14 protein-coding genes are annotated in these 14,242 nt (G+C 62.5%); 7 read left to right on the top strand and 7 right to left on the bottom strand.

Annotation, left to right across the window (positions count from 1 at the left end; translation table 11 throughout):
• Window positions 1-35: 35 nt before the first annotated feature.
• Window positions 36-935: a cation efflux transmembrane domain-containing protein gene (locus DC363_RS14865; RefSeq protein WP_108641945.1), complete on the bottom strand. Its 900-nt coding sequence runs from the start codon at window positions 933-935 to the stop codon at window positions 36-38.
• Window positions 932-1,375 (bottom strand): enoyl-CoA hydratase, encoded by a 444-nt coding sequence (locus DC363_RS14860; protein WP_146180799.1) that lies wholly within the window; start codon window positions 1,373-1,375, stop codon window positions 932-934. Before DC363_RS14860 ends, DC363_RS14865 begins: the two co-directional genes overlap by 4 nt.
• Before the next feature lie 148 nt (window positions 1,376-1,523).
• Here DC363_RS14860 and ku point away from each other — a divergent pair, with 148 nt between their 5' ends.
• Both ku and ligD read left to right on the top strand, forming a co-directional pair.
• The gene (ku, locus tag DC363_RS14855; RefSeq protein ID WP_108641943.1) at window positions 1,524-2,360 is read left to right on the top strand and encodes a non-homologous end joining protein Ku; all 837 of its coding nucleotides are present in this window, start codon (window positions 1,524-1,526) and stop codon (window positions 2,358-2,360) included.
• Window positions 2,361-4,832 carry a DNA ligase D gene (gene ligD, locus DC363_RS14850; protein WP_108641942.1) on the top strand — a complete coding sequence of 824 codons (2,472 nt, stop codon included), beginning with the start codon at window positions 2,361-2,363 and terminating at the stop codon, window positions 4,830-4,832.
• Here ligD and DC363_RS14845 read toward each other — a convergent pair whose 3' ends face one another.
• From DC363_RS14845 to osmF, 4 genes are read right to left on the bottom strand one after another with little or no spacing between them, the layout of a single operon-like run.
• Entirely contained in the window at window positions 4,833-5,567 is a 735-nt protein-coding gene (locus DC363_RS14845) for an ABC transporter permease (RefSeq protein ID WP_108641941.1), read from the bottom strand.
• Window positions 5,564-6,499, bottom strand: a complete 936-nt coding sequence (locus DC363_RS14840) for an ABC transporter ATP-binding protein (protein ID WP_108641940.1) — start codon at window positions 6,497-6,499, stop codon at window positions 5,564-5,566. Before DC363_RS14840 ends, DC363_RS14845 begins: the two co-directional genes overlap by 4 nt.
• On the bottom strand, window positions 6,496-7,668 hold the full coding sequence (locus DC363_RS14835) for an ABC transporter permease (protein ID WP_241963025.1): 1,173 nt from the start codon (window positions 7,666-7,668) through the stop codon (window positions 6,496-6,498). Before DC363_RS14835 ends, DC363_RS14840 begins: the two co-directional genes overlap by 4 nt.
• Before the next feature lie 14 nt (window positions 7,669-7,682).
• Window positions 7,683-8,591, bottom strand: coding sequence for a glycine betaine ABC transporter substrate-binding protein OsmF (gene osmF, locus DC363_RS14830; protein WP_108641988.1), 909 nt, complete (start codon window positions 8,589-8,591; stop codon window positions 7,683-7,685).
• A gap of 527 nt (window positions 8,592-9,118) precedes the next feature.
• Here osmF and repA point away from each other — a divergent pair.
• The 3 genes from repA (at window position 9,119) to repC (ending at window position 12,571) form a co-directional block, all read left to right on the top strand.
• Window positions 9,119-10,318, top strand: a complete 1,200-nt coding sequence (gene repA, locus DC363_RS14825) for a plasmid partitioning protein RepA (RefSeq protein WP_108641939.1) — start codon at window positions 9,119-9,121, stop codon at window positions 10,316-10,318.
• The gene (gene repB / locus DC363_RS14820) at window positions 10,318-11,286 is read left to right on the top strand and encodes a plasmid partitioning protein RepB (RefSeq protein ID WP_241963024.1); all 969 of its coding nucleotides are present in this window, start codon (window positions 10,318-10,320) and stop codon (window positions 11,284-11,286) included. The genes repA and repB overlap by 1 nt, the downstream gene beginning before the upstream one ends.
• 166 nt (window positions 11,287-11,452) lie before the next feature.
• The gene (gene repC / locus DC363_RS14815; protein WP_241963023.1) at window positions 11,453-12,571 is read left to right on the top strand and encodes a plasmid replication protein RepC; all 1,119 of its coding nucleotides are present in this window, start codon (window positions 11,453-11,455) and stop codon (window positions 12,569-12,571) included.
• Between the two features lie 83 nt (window positions 12,572-12,654).
• Here repC and DC363_RS17185 read toward each other — a convergent pair whose 3' ends face one another.
• Window positions 12,655-13,017 carry an aspartate/glutamate racemase family protein gene (locus tag DC363_RS17185; RefSeq protein ID WP_241963022.1) on the bottom strand — a complete coding sequence of 121 codons (363 nt, stop codon included), beginning with the start codon at window positions 13,015-13,017 and terminating at the stop codon, window positions 12,655-12,657.
• 391 nt (window positions 13,018-13,408) lie between these two features.
• On the opposite strand from DC363_RS17185, the gene DC363_RS14805 reads away from it, so the two are divergent.
• Together DC363_RS14805 and DC363_RS16885 are read left to right on the top strand one after the other, a co-directional pair.
• Window positions 13,409-13,660 carry a hypothetical protein gene (locus DC363_RS14805; RefSeq protein WP_108641936.1) on the top strand — a complete coding sequence of 84 codons (252 nt, stop codon included), beginning with the start codon at window positions 13,409-13,411 and terminating at the stop codon, window positions 13,658-13,660.
• Between the two features lie 186 nt (window positions 13,661-13,846).
• On the top strand, window positions 13,847-14,197 hold the full coding sequence (locus tag DC363_RS16885; protein ID WP_158270887.1) for a hypothetical protein: 351 nt from the start codon (window positions 13,847-13,849) through the stop codon (window positions 14,195-14,197).
• Window positions 14,198-14,242: the final 45 nt, after the last annotated feature.

Raw genomic sequence — 14,242 nt, 5'->3', positions numbered from 1 at the left:
CGTATGCGCCCGCCCGCAGGTTCCAGCCGAGCGGCTTAGCTGAGGTCCTTGTCGCCAAGCTCCTGCGTGACCTCGACCACGCGCCAGTTGTCGATCGCCTCGGGCGGGGTGGCGTCCTCATCATGCCGCACCAGATCGACGCGCACGAAACGGCCCGTCTCGCGCAGCCGCGCCCGATGCCCGGGATAGCGGCGCGCCAGAGTGTCGCTGATCTCGTCGACGATGGGGTGAACCTCGGCCGAGTCCAGCTTGCGCGGAGCGCCATCAAGCAACTCCGCCACCGAAATCCGCAGGTTGCGGATACCGTCGCGCAGGATGTCGAGCGAGATCAGCCCCGCCGCCACCGCGTCCGCCCACCAGAACCCGAAGCCGACACCAATGACCCCGACGATCCCGGCCAGCCCGGTTTTCCAGTCGGCGGCGTTCATGTCGGCGTCGGTGTAAAGGATCTTGTCCATCGTCGCGCGGGCCAGCGGCTTTTTCATCCGGCCAAGGATCACCGGCGGGATCACCGAATAGATCAGCGCGACAACCATCACCCAGCCCAGCCAGATGTCCCAGCCGAACAGGGTCACATTGCCGATGGTCGGATGCTCTTGCATCATCAGCGACCGCGCAGAACTGAAGAGCAGATAACCCCCCATTGCCGCCAGCGACGACGCCGCAAGAAAGAACCCCAGCGAGCCGCCACGGTGGAACCCGAACGGATACTTTCGCGTCGGCTCTTTCTCCTCGAACTTTCGCGCCAGAAGGAACAGGATCGGCGGCAGCAGGCTGAGCGTGTCTTCGATCCAGGCGGTTTTCATCGCCTGGCTGGAACCCATGGCGAAATACATCACCGCGATGATCGTGACCAACCAGAAGATCGACCACCATTCAAGCCGCTGCGCGCGGCGCAGCTTGCGTTCAATCTCATCGGGGACGTCGTATTTCATCGCCCGGCCCCCTTGATCGCGCGGTTTGCTGTCACAAGAAACCGGTTCTCGCCCCGCCGCAGCAGCAAGACCCAATCCGCTTCCCCGTCATAGGTCATCACCACCCCCAAAGGATCGCTCAGCGCGGCGTGATCGGCAAAGGGGGTATCGGAAGGGATCTGCCCCGCAAGGATATGCAGAGCGCCGTGCGTCAGTTGGTCGAAAAGCTGGTGCGGATCGCCGGTGACCACCTCAACCTCGGCCTGCAGAGCGCCCGCCAGCCGTGCAACAACCTCGTCTTCAAGCGGGTCCAGCTCTGGGGTCAACAGCCCCACGCGCAAAGTCGATCCGGTGACATCTTCGGTGGTTCCCTCGGGATCGGCCGGCACGTAACAGGCGGCCAAGGCAACAAGCGCGGCCCCTGTAAGCCCGCGCTGCAGCATTCTTTTGAGTAGCGCCAAACCGCGCACCTTCAATCTCCCACATATGCAACCCACCGTGGCACGGTGGCATAGGACCAACCCGGTGCGGGGCGCTTGGTTCCAAATCTCGACCCCGGGTCCGATTGCCTTACATGAGCAGGGAACGAACCGACAGAAAGGCATCGCCATGGCTCCGCGCGCACTCTGGAAAGGACAGCTTCGCCTGTCGCTGGTCTCGATCCCCGTGGAAATTTTCTCCGCCACGAAAACCGGCGCGCGGGTGTCGTTCCGGCAAATCCACCAACCCTCGGGCAAGCGCGTTCGCTATGAGAAATCGGTGCCCGGTCTAGGGCCGGTGAAGTCCGAGGACATCGTCAAAGGTTATGAGGTGAGCGACGATGAATACATCCTCCTCGACCCTGACGAGATCGACGCGATCAAGCTGGAGACCAAGAAAACCTTCGAGCTGGTGCAGTTTGTCGATGCCTGCGAAATCTCGCCCCTGTATTTCAACAAACCCTATTACATCACCGCCTCGGACGATCTGGCGCAAGACGCCTACCGCGTGGTGCGCGATGCCTTGCGCAAGGCGGGCAAGGTCGGGCTGGGGCAGGTCACCATGCGCGGCAAGGAATACCTTGCGGCAGTGAAGCCCTGCGGCGACGGGCTGTTGATGGAAACGCTGCACTACGAGGATGAGTTGCGCGAGGCGGACGAAATGTTCACCGACATCGAGGACGAGAAGGTCGACAAGGAGTTGCTTGACGTCGCAACCTCGCTCATCGACCGCAAGAGCGCACCCTTCGACGCGGGGGCCTATCACGACAAATACGCCGAGGCCCTGCAAGAGCTTCTGGACGCCAAGATCAAGAACAAGAAAACGCCCCGCGTTCATGCCGACGATGACGGCGGCAGCAGCGGTGGCGAGAATGTCGTCGACCTTATGTCTGCGCTGAAAGAGAGCCTGAAGGCCGCCGACGGCAGGAAGCCGAAAAAGAAGACGACCCGCAAAAAGGCGTCGTAGATGGCCAAGTCCCCCGACCCCCTTGCCGACTACAACCGGATGCGGGATTTTACCCGCACGGATGAGCCGCGCGGCCAGATCGGCACGACACAGGCGCGGCGCAGCTTCGTGGTGCAGAAACACGCGGCCACGCGATTGCACTACGATTTCCGGCTGGAATGGAATGGCGTGCTGCTCAGTTGGGCGGTCACCAAGGGGCCGTCCCTTGATCCGGCCGAAAAGCGCCTGGCCGTGCGGACCGAGGATCACCCGCTGGACTATGGCGCCTTTGAAGGCACGATCCCCAAGGGGCAATACGGCGGCGGGACGGTGATGCTGTGGGACACCGGCACATGGGTGCCGCAAGAGGACGTGGAAGAGGGGTTGGCCGAAGGCAAGCTGCAGTTCACCCTGCAAGGCCAGCGCATGCAGGGCCGCTGGACACTGGTTCGGATGCGCGGCAAGCCCAAAGAAAAGCGCGAGAATTGGCTTCTGATAAAAGAGCGTGACGCTTACGTGGGCGGTGCCGATGACCTGACGGACAACGAGGTGATCTCGGTCACCACGGGCCGCACGATGGATGAGATTGCCGAGAACGCTGCGAAAAAACCCGCCCCTGACCCCCGCCCCGACCGCAGCCGCAAACGTCCCGCCTTCGTCAAGCCGCAACTGGCTACGCTGGTCGAGGCTGCACCGGACGGGGACGATTGGGTGCATGAGACCAAGTTCGACGGGTATCGCTGTCTCGCGGCCTTGGGCAAGGACGGCACGCGGCTTTACACCCGTTCCGGCAAAGACTGGACCGACCGGTTCCACGCCCTCGACGGGGCCTTCGCCCCCCTGCCCTGCGACGCAGCACTGATCGACGGAGAGGTCATGGCCGCGCGGATCGAGGGGTCCGCCTTTTCGTCTTTGCAACGGGCGTTGAAAGACGGTACCGGGCTGGTGTTCTTCGCCTTCGATCTGCTGCACCTCGACGGGGCAGATCTGCGCAAGAAACCGCAGTCGGAGCGCCGCGCGAAACTCGCTGATCTGCTCTCCGGCGTGCCCGCTGATGGCCCCCTGCGCCTCACCGACCAGATTGTCGGCAATGGACCCGAGCTGTTCGAAAGCGCCTGCAAGGCGGGGGCCGAGGGGATCATCAGCAAACGCATCGACGCCCCCTATCGCGGCACCCGCTCCAAAGCCTGGCGCAAGGTCAAATGCACCCGCCGGCAGGAGTTCGTCATCATTGGTTATTCGCCGTCCGACAAGAAAGGCCGCCCCTTCGCCTCGCTGCTTCTGGGCAGTCACGAAGGCGATCGGCTGCGCTACCGTGGCCGCGTCGGCACCGGCTTCTCCGACAGCGATCTGGACGACATCGCGGCTCAGATGACCCCGCGGAAAACCCCACCCGCCGACGATGTGCCCAAGGCCATCGCGAAGGACGCCAAATGGGTGCGCCCAACCCTTGTAGCCGAGGTCGATTTCGCCGAGTTCACCGCCGACGGCGCTGTCCGGCATGGCAGTTTTCTTGGTCTCCGCGCGGACAAAACCGCCGATGAAATCACGCTGGAGGAGCCGATGTCCGCCGAAACAGAGACGGATTCAAACAAGATCGCGGGTATCCGCATCAGCAACGCCGACCGCGCGGTTTTCCCCGACGCAGGCTGCACCAAGGGCGACGTGGCCAGACACTATGCCCGTGTCGGAGAGCGGTCGATCGCGCTGGCCGGGCACCGCCCGCTGTCGCTCTTCCGCTGCCCCTCCGGCATTGACGACGCCTGTTTCTTCCAAAAGCACGACAGCGGCGGAATGCCGTCCGAGCTGTCGCGCATCGCAATCGAGGAAAGCGACGGAGACGCTGCCGATTACCTTTACGCCACCCGCCCTGAAAGCCTGATCGCCGCCGCCCAGATGGGCACGATCGAGTTCCACATCTGGGGCGCGCGCGCGGACCGGCTGGACCGGCCCGACCGGATGGTGTTCGACCTTGATCCCGACGAGGGGCTCGACTGGAAGGACGTTCGCGCCGCAGCGTTTCAGCTGCGCGACACGCTGGCCGATCTTGGCCTGACCTCGGGCGCGATGGTCACCGGCGGCAAGGGTGTCCACGTCTGGCTGCCCCTGCGCCGCAGTCAGGGTTGGGACACGGTGAAGCTGTTCTCGAAGACCGTCGCCCATGTGTTAGAGACGAAATTCCCCGACCGCTACACTGCCAGCATGTCGAAATCCAAGCGCAAGGGCCGGATTTTCATCGACTATCTGCGCAACGAACGCGGGGCCACGGCCATCGCCCCCTATTCGATCCGCGCCCGCACTGGCGCGCCGGTGGCCACGCCGGTGACATGGGACGAACTCAAGACGCTCAAAGGGGCCAACAGGTTCACCCTGTCGGACATGAAAGACCGGCTGGATGCGCCTTGCCCTGCGCTTGAGCTTCAGGACGATCTGCAAAGCCTGACCGAAGGCGTGATCGACAAGTTGCAGGATTGGGCCGGCGCGACGGAGTGATCAAAGACCCACACGCGCCGCCAGCCGCCGCTCAAGCTGCACCATCGCGTCATAGATCAGCACCGCGAAGAGGCCCACGACCAGACCACCCTGCACGACATAGGCGGTGTTGTTGGTCAGCAATCCGGCGATGATCACCTCACCAAGGGTGCGCGCCGCCACGGTCGAGCCGATCGTCGCCGTGCCCATGGCAATCACCACAGAGAGCCGCACGCCGGTCAGGATCACCGGCAGGGCCAGCGGTAATTCCACCCGCACCAGACGTTGCCAGCGGTTCAATCCGATGCCCCGCGCGGCCTCCATCGTGGCGGGCGGCAGGTTGGACAGTCCGGTGACCGCGTTCTCGAAGATCGGCAACAGCCCGTAAAGGAACAGCGCCACCAGCGTCGGCCCTGCGCCGAACCCGAGCGCAGGCACGGCCAACGCCAAAACCGCCACCGGCGGGAAGGTCTGGCCCATATTGGCCACCGTGCGCGACACGGGCCGGAACGCGGCGCCCGAAGGCCGCGTCACCAGAATCGCCAGCGTCACCGCCACCACAACCGCCGCAGCCGAGGCGGCCGCGACCAGTGCGAGATGGCTTAGCGACAGCGACAGAAGCGAGGCACGCTCATAGATCACCGGCCCTCCCTCGGGGGCAAGCGGTGCCAGCATCGGGGCGAACCACTCGGGCCGCAGCACCAAAACCAGCAGGAACAGAGCCAATATTGGCCGCAGAGACCACCCGATGCTCATCCGTGAGCCTCGGCCCGGGCGCGGATTGCCGCAAGCGTTACCCGCCCTGCCGCCGCTCCGTCGCGTTCAATCGGCACAGCCTCGCGCCCCGTCCAGAGACAGGCCGACAGCGCGTCGCGCAGGCTGGCGGAGGCAGGCAGGGCCTCGCCGTTTGCTGTGCCCTCCTCCACGACCTCGCCCGCGGGGATCAGCGACAACAACCGCAGGGGACGTTCCACATCGCCTACCATGTCGGCCACAAACTCCGTCGCAGGTGCGGCGATGATCTCGGCCGGAGTGCCATGTTGCACGAGCTTGCCGCCATCCATGACCGCCACACGGTCGCCCAGCCGGATCGCCTCTTCCATGTCGTGGGTCACCAGCATGATGGTTGAGCCCAATCGTTGCTGAATACGCCGCAGATCCTCCTGCGCGCGGGTGCGGATGATCGGGTCAAGCGCGCCGAAAGGCTCGTCCATCAGCAACAGATCAGGCCGCGACGCCAACGCCCGCGCCACACCGACCCGCTGTTGCTGCCCGCCGGACAGCTCCGCCGGATAGCGGTCGCGGAAGGCATCGGGGTCCATGGAAAACAGCTCAAGCAGCTCATCCACGCGGGCGCGGATCTTGTCCTTGGGCCAGTTCAGCAATTCGGGCACCGCGCCGATGTTGCGCCCCACCGTGTGATGGGGAAACAATCCGTGCCCCTGAATGGCATAGCCGATGCGCCGCCGCAGGATGTGCGGCTTGAGGCTATGGGTCGCCTCTCCGTTGATGCGCACCTCACCGGCGCTGGGTTCTTCCAGCCGGTTGATCATACGCAGCAGCGTCGTCTTGCCCGAGCCCGAGGTGCCGACGATCACCGTAATGGTTCCGGTCTCGACCGTCATCGACACGGCGTCCACCGCCGTCATCGCGCCATAGGTCTTGGTGATGCCGTCGATCTCGATCATGGGGTGCCTTTCGGGGTGCGGCGTGTCAGGTCCACCAAGGCATCCATCACGATGGCCGCCGCAAGGGCCAGCGCGACAGTGGGCAAAGCGCCCAGCAGGATAAGGTCGGTGGCCGTCTGGTTGAGGCCTTGGAACACGAAGGTGCCGAACCCGCCGCCGCCAATCAGCCCCGCGATCACCGCAAGGCCGATGTTCTGTACCAGAACGATGCGCAACCCGGTCAGGATGATCGGCAGGCCGAGGGGCAATTCCACCCGCAACAGGCGCTGGAGCGGGGTCATTCCCATGCCGCGTGCCGCCTCAAGGGCTGCTGGCGGTGCCGCGGCCAGCCCGGCGGCCGTGTTGCCCACCACGGGCAGCAGAGAATAAAGCACAAGCGCCAGAAAGGCGGGTGCAAAGCCGATGCCCGCGATGCCCAAGTCCTGCGCGCCGGGCACCGCGTCGCCGACCCAGCCGAGGATCGGGATCATCAGGCCGAACATCGCCAGCGAGGGGATCGTTTGCAGAAAGCTCAGCACCGGCAGGATCGCCCCGCGCAGACCGGCCCGGCGATGGCAAAGAATGCCCAAGGGAAAGCCGATCACCGTGGCCGTGGCGAGTGAGCCGAAGGCCAGTCCCAGATGCCGCAACGCCTCACGGAGAAAGGCATCGCGGCGGCTGGAGAATTCCTGCATCACCGAAAGATCAGCCAGCGCGCCGGACCAGAGAACCACGCCCAGAACCGCGCTCGCCACCGCCAAAAACCCCAGCCGCATCCACGGCCCGGGCGCCAAAGCGGTGAGCGTATCGGCGAGCAAGAGTGACAGGATCACCAGCAGCAGCCAAAAGCCTATCGCGGGGGACACCCGTGCATAGCCCCCTTCCCCGTCGAGCAAGGCCGGTGCCCCTTGCATCAGTAGCCAAAGAAGCCCGGACAGCCCTAAAACAGAGCCGAAAAGCCGCAGCCACGGCTTGCCCGCGGGCACCCCCAGCAAAAGACCCGCTGCCACCGCGAGCAAACCCGGTGCCACCAGAGCCGGTGCGGCGACCGCCCAGGCCATGACCCCCTCACCCGCGACGATGCGGTTGGCGGCCAGCGTCATGAACGGGGTCAACAATGCCGCGACGCCGAGCATCGCAAACAGAACACCGGGCGGCGAGACCGTGCCCGCCACCCGGTCTTGGATCACCGTAGTGCCCGGGATCAGTCCAGAACCCCGGCCTGGGTCAGATAATCCCGCGCGACCGCTTCCGCAGGCTCACCGCCCACCTGAATACGTCCGTTCAGGTCTTGCAGGGTCGCCATGTCGAGCTCGGCAAAGATCGGGTTGAGGACGTCCGGGATTGAAGGGTATTCCTCGAGCACCTCGGCGCGGGCGATGGGCGCGGGCTCATAGACTGGCTGCACGCCCTTGTCGTCTTCCATGACCACCAACCCGGTAGCGCCCACCCCGCCGTCGGTGCCATAAACCATCGCCGCGTTCACCCCGGAGGTGCCCCGCGCCGCCGCCTGAATCGTCGCCGCTGTGTCCCCACCGGACAGGATCACCGTCTGATCCTGGGTGAGCTCGAAGCCGTAGGTCTCTTGCATGGCGGGCAGAACCGCCGGGGAGGAGACGAATTCCGTCGAGGCAGCGAGCTTCACCTCGCCCCCGTCCGCGACCCATGCGCCAAAGTCCGACATGGTCACCAGGTCGTTCTCTTCGGCGATTGGCCCTGTGACAGCGATCGCCCATGTATTGTTGGCGGGCGCGGAGTCGAGCCAGATCACGTTGTTCTCACCCTTGTCGAGCTCGGCTGCGCGGGCTTGCGCGGCCTCGGCGTCCTTCCAGACGTCGCTGTCAGCCTCGCCGAAGAAGAACGCGGCATTGCCGGTGTATTCAGGATAGATGTCGATCTGATCGGCCAGAATGGCTTCGCGCACGACCTGCGTGCCGCCCAGTTGCAAACGCCGCTCAACCGGCAGGCCCGCATCCTCAAGGGCCAGTGCGATGATATTGCCCAGCAATCCGCCCTCGGTGTCGATCTTCGACGAGACGGTGATGTCCGCCAGTGCCGTGGTCGAAAGCAGCGCCATGAGGCCAGAGGCGGCCAGTAATTTTGTCGATGTCATCAGAAAATCTCCCCGAAATAGCATTGACGGAACGCCACCGGCGCCCGCTTCGGAGAAAAACCTAGCGCATAGGGGGCGAATGCCAAGGTACGCGGGAAAGAAAGCGTATTTGCTGCATCGGGTGGCTGAAAAACGCGAGGGATTCATGATTTCTCAACCTTACTGGCGCTAGATGGCGGGTTTGCCGCGAAAAGGAAGCCGGAGAGAGGAATATGTCCGAATCGAAGTGGGGGTGGTTGTGTCGTTTGCGGTCGGACCGCCAAGGGTGCGGCAACCATAGTCGGCCCGAGGCCTTAAGGTTGTCTGCCCGCCGGGTTTGAAATTAGGCGTCAATTCAACAGGTTAGGCGCTATTCGCAACCAGAGGCTCCCTAGCGACTGTGGATAACTTTCCCACAACATTTAGATTTGTCTTGCCGGACCCAACGGAACATGGCATTTCCATTCTGACGGCAAAATGCGTCAGATACGCTGCTTGCCGTCAGAATGACAAAGAGCCTTCGCAAAGGCCAAACGCAGGCGGCAGACATGGATGAACCTAACGGTGGATTCGCACAGGGCATAGGCTCTTCTGATATCGGGGCTTTCGCGGACAATCTTGCAGGATCTCTGGATCGGCAGATGAAGATCGCGTTTGAACCCGAAGAGCGGAAATTCCTTCGGCGTTTCAGTTCGACCGAGGTCGCGGGCCTGCTGCGGGTGAGCCCGTCAAACCTGCGCAACCGGCACAAGGACGGAAGCTTTCCCGAAGTGCATACGGACAATCGCGGCCATCGGTTTTATACCGCGCAAGAGGTTGATAACCTTCGCGATATTCTGGAACGGACCGGAAAGAACGCCGAGAGCTACCGACCCGGTCGACGCGAGGGTGACCGCTTGCAGGTCATTTCGGTGGTCAACTTCAAGGGCGGCTCGTCCAAGACCACGGCGACGATCCATCTGGCGCAGCGCTATGCTCTGCGCGGCTACCGCGTTCTGGTGCTCGACCTCGATCCGCAAGCCAGTCTGACGACGTTCTTCGGCTTTCGGCCCGAGCTCGAGTTCGCCGAAGGCGGCACGATCTATGACGCGCTGAAATATGACGATCAGCTGCCCCTGTCCGAAGTGATCCAGAAGACCTATTTCCACAAGCTGGACATGGTGCCGGCAGGGCTGATGCTTTCGGAATACGAAACCGAGACGGCCAATGCCCTCGCCCGCCGCGTGCAGCCGATTTTTGCGGAACGGCTGGCGCTGGCCTTGGAAGAGGTCGAGGGAGATTACGACATCGTTCTGATCGACTGCCCGCCGCAGCTTGGGTTCCTGACCTTGACGGCGCTCGCGGCCTCCACGGGGCTGTTGGTCACCGTGGTGCCCGGCATGCTCGACATCGCCTCGATGAGCCAATTTCTCAAGCTTGCCTCGGAAACGGTGAAGGCCGTCGAAGACGCCATCGGCCGGCGGGTCACTTGGGATTTCGTGAAGTTCCTGATCACCCGATACGAGCCCTCGGACGGGCCACAAACCCAAATGGCGGGCTATCTGCGTTCGATCCTTGCCGGGCAGGTGATGACCGAGCCGATGCTGAAATCCACCGCGATCTCCGATGCGGGCATGACCCAACAGACGGTCTACGAGGTCGATCCGGGTCAATTTATCCGCAAGACGATCGACCGCGCCCTTACCAGCGTGAACGGGGTGGCGGACGAGTTGGAACAGACCATTCAAATGTCATGGGGGCGACGCTGATGGCCCGGAATATCTTCAACCAGCCCCCCAAGGACGAGACGGGCAGCACGGCCCCCTCCCCTGCCCTGCCACGCGCTGCGAAACTGCCTGGCTCCGTGGGCGGGCTGCGGGATTCCCTGCGGGAAATCACCGCCAATTCGATCCGCGACATCGACCCCGATCAGATCGACATGGATGGTTTGCGCGACCGTCTGGCGCTGGATGACAGCAGCATCGATGAGCTTGCGGAGAGCATTCGCGAACATGGGCAGCAGGTGCCGATCATGGTGCGGCCCTCGGAGAAGGCGGACCGCTACAACATCGTTTACGGGCGCCGCCGCTTGGCCGCGATCCGCAAGATCGGCGGCACGATCAAGGCCATCGTCCGGACGCTGGACGACGATGCCTCTTTGATTGCGCAGGGTCAGGAAAACAACCTGCGTCTGGACCCCTCCTTCATCGAAAAATCGTTGTTTATAAATGAGATGCAGTCCGCAGGCTATCGCCCTAAGGTCATTCAGGACGCCCTTGGCCTGACGCGGCAGGGCGTGTCCAACCATCGCGTGGTGCTGGACCAGTTGCCGGCCGACCTCGTATCCCTGATCGGTCCTGCGCACGGGATCGGTCGGCGGCAATGGGCCGATCTCGCCGCTTTGGGTAAGAAGGTTGATCTTGTCGGCACCGCGCGCGAGGTGATCGGCGCCCTGCCCGACGGCACGCCCAGTCCGGACAGGTTTCAGGCGGTCTACTCGGCTTGCACGCGGCAGGTGCGGGCGACGAAGGCCCCCACCCTAGCCCGTCGCACTTCTGTGGTGACGGCCCCTGAAGGCGGCACGCTCGGAACGCTCACCGTCGACGACAAAGCGCTCGCCATCAAGGTGGCGCGCATTGACAACCCGGACTTCGCCCGATGGCTTGAAGAGCATGCCGAAGCCTCGCTTCAGCAGATCTTCGAGCAGTGGCGCAAGGAGAACGACGCAGGATCCTGACCCGCGTCAAAACGTGAAACCCGAGCAGAGGAGAAAAGCGAGGACCAGAAAGAAAAGAGCCCCCCAAAGTTTCCCCTGGAGAGCCCTCATCATCTGATTAGCACTCATGATGTAGCAACCTCCTATATGACGGTCAAGTGCCACCGATTCGGTGGACGGACTTTTGTTGCCCTTTTTCGCGTTTATCCGCGTCAAAGACCGGGAAAGCTGTGGGCCGAACGGTCATCGTGATGCAGTTATGGCATTTACCAAACTATCCATCGAAGCCGCCGGAGCGCCAAGCGTTCCCGGCGCCAATTCGCAAACCGAGATCTGGGCGATTTTCCGTGCATTGCGGGATGCCCGCAGCGCTTTTGGCCTCCGCCCGGGGCACTTGCAAACCCTGCAGGCCATGCTCAGCTTCCTGAAGCCCGGCCATGGTGAGACGGTCTTTGCGTCCAATGACTCGATCTGTCAGCGTGTCGGTGGGATTGATGAGCGGACGCTGCGGCGGCACATCAGTCGCTTTGTCGAACTGGGTTTCATCCACCGGCAGGACAGCTCGAACCGCAAACGCTACCGTGTGCGCTCTTCAGGCGGCGCCTGCGTGAGCTATGGCCTATCCTTGGCCCCTCTCTTGCAGCGGGCGGGCGAGTTGATGGCAATTGCGCAGGAGTTCGAGAACGCACGGCGTGACAAGATTTTCCTGCGCAAGCAAATCCTCACCAAACTTTCGCAACTTGAAGATCAAGATCCAGATCTTGCATTCGTCGCTCAAACCCGCAAAACGCTGCGCCGCAAGCTCAGTCTTACTGATTACCGCGCCATTTTGAGCGAAGCAGAGGCATTGTGTCTGGAGATCCTCGCCACGGATCGCAGTCCCGAACCAGCGCAATTGCCCGCCAATGACGGTCAAACTGTCCGGCACCATTCTATATCTATAAAAGAAAAAAAAGATTTAGACAGCCCTTCAGTCGATGAAAACATCCAACCCGAGATGCTGACCGCGGTTTGCGATCAGGCGATGTCCTTCTCTTGTAAGCGGCTGACGACCTGGGCGGACATTGAAGGTCACGCCCGGACGCTTGCGCCGATGATGGGGATTCCTCCGCAGGTTTTCGAGCAAGCAAAACGGAGCGTTGGTGCACAGAAAGCGTCAGCGGCCATTTTTATCGTCTTGCAACTTGGTAACCGCATCAAGGATTTCATGGCCTATTTCCACAGTATCACGCTGGGGTGCAAGCGGACCCAGTTTGTGCCGTCAACCTTGCTGAAACGTATGTCGATGCAGGCTCGTGTCTCGTGATGTCCACCGCGGTGGACAGCGCGCGGCCTGATGAAAGGATTGTCCACCGCGGTGGACAATCGGGGACTACAGAGTGGCTCGCTCTAATGCGGTGGTCTAAGCGGGCAGGGCGGCATGCTGCAACGGCGCGAACGTTCCGCTCTTCCACAGGCCACCAACGCCTCTGCCTGTTTCACTGCGACGGCAACGCCATCGATTACAGGGATCTGGAATTCGCGACTGAGATTCATCGCGAGGTTGGCCATTCCGGCGCAACCCAAAACGGTTGCCTCAGCGCCGTCAACCTCCATCGCACGACGGATCTCGGCCCGAATGCGTTCTGTGGCCGATGCACCTGCAGTTTCTAAGGCGAGTACAGGAATCTGAGCCGAGCGAACGCTTTGGCATTTTCGGTCCAAGCCATACTGCAGGAGGTTCTCAGAAATGACGTTGACAGCCCTCGGCACTTAGAGCGCGACGATTCGTCGCTGCGGCTCTCGATAGACGCAGGCGCGGTTGTCACAGTGGCGGCGACAATCTCGGTCTCTGGCCCGGCGACGGCCCGCGCAGCATCTGCGATCTTTTTCATCACTGATGCAGTGCTGTTCAGGCTTTACGAGTGGATAGGCATGTCACAGATCAGTTCGTGTCAACATTATTGTTTACAAATATGTTTTGTGTATGTTTTGTGCTGATCGCTGAGACAGTGTTCCAATGGCCGGGCATCCAGACGGTGACCTACCTCGAATTCCCTGCGATGGCTGCCTATCTCGCCATCATCAGCGCCATTTTCGTCATCCTCAACACCTCGGTCGATATCGTTTACGCGATGACTAATCCCCGACTGAAGCACGCACGATGCCCTCTGATCTTCCTGAAACACCCTTTGTCAGTCATGCCAACCAGATGGTGCCCTCGGACGGGGAGGGCCCATCGCGCCTGCGCCGGTTCCGCGACAGCGACCTTTGGTGGTCATTCACGCACAAACCTCCGGCCTTATTCTCGTTCGCGGTGCTGGTGCTGATCGTCGTGGCCGCCTTTGCCGCGCCGCTCTACGAGCATACCTGTCAATCGGGTCCCTGGCGGATCTGTGTTCGATCGAGCCCATGACGCCCGCCCATGCGGCCGCCGCGACAGCACCGCGCCGCATGACCCTGAAATCCGGCCGGGTCGTTGTCCGCGACGGGGTCTTTACGCAAGACAATGAGGTGATGTCATGAGCCGTTACATTTCTGACCTCTCATCATTGACACTGGGCACTGCCGAAAAAGGCAAGCTTGCGCTCCGGGCGGATGGGTGCTGCTGCATAACGGTAACGGCCACCGGTTGTGCCGCGACGGCGAAGTGCTGATTGAAAACGGCCGTGTGCTGCACGCGGGCAAATCCACGGGCATCGAGGCCTGGGTGGTCAATTTCGGGTCTGCGCTGATCTCCCCCGCGTTTGTGGGCTTCGATGCGCTCAGCGATCTGGACACGACCATTTTGGGCATCGATCACAGCCCCGGCTGGGCCAGGGTCGCGTTTGGCCACGGGCCTACGCCGAATGCGCGCGTGAGATGTATTCCCCCGAGGACCTCGCCTTTCAGAAGCGCTATGCCTTCGGGCAATTGCTCATGTCCGGGATCACTTCGGGCGCCCCGATTGTGAGCCTGTTCTAACGCGAATGGGGTGAGACCGTCGCGGAATTCGATG

The organism is Thalassorhabdomicrobium marinisediminis, from assembly GCF_003072065.1.
Classification (GTDB): Bacteria; Pseudomonadota; Alphaproteobacteria; order Rhodobacterales; family Rhodobacteraceae; genus Octadecabacter; species Octadecabacter marinisediminis.
This window is presented reverse-complemented; position numbering and strand designations above follow the sequence as displayed.

Bases quoted from the DNA above. Each gene is read 5' to 3' on its own strand.
- DC363_RS14865 (WP_108641945.1), bottom strand. From the start codon at position 935: ATGAAATACGACGTCCCCGATGAGATTGAACGCAAGCTGCGCCGCGCG.
- ku (WP_108641943.1), top strand. From the start codon at position 1,524: ATGGCTCCGCGCGCACTCTGGAAAGGACAGCTTCGCCTGTCGCTGGTC.
- ligD (WP_108641942.1), top strand. From the start codon at position 2,361: ATGGCCAAGTCCCCCGACCCCCTTGCCGACTACAACCGGATGCGGGAT.
- DC363_RS14845 (WP_108641941.1), bottom strand. From the start codon at position 5,567: ATGAGCATCGGGTGGTCTCTGCGGCCAATATTGGCTCTGTTCCTGCTG.
- DC363_RS14840 (WP_108641940.1), bottom strand. From the start codon at position 6,499: ATGATCGAGATCGACGGCATCACCAAGACCTATGGCGCGATGACGGCG.
- osmF (WP_108641988.1), bottom strand. From the start codon at position 8,591: ATGACATCGACAAAATTACTGGCCGCCTCTGGCCTCATGGCGCTGCTT.
- repA (WP_108641939.1), top strand. From the start codon at position 9,119: ATGGATGAACCTAACGGTGGATTCGCACAGGGCATAGGCTCTTCTGAT.
- repB (WP_241963024.1), top strand. From the start codon at position 10,318: ATGGCCCGGAATATCTTCAACCAGCCCCCCAAGGACGAGACGGGCAGC.
- DC363_RS14805 (WP_108641936.1), top strand. From the start codon at position 13,409: ATGCCCTCTGATCTTCCTGAAACACCCTTTGTCAGTCATGCCAACCAG.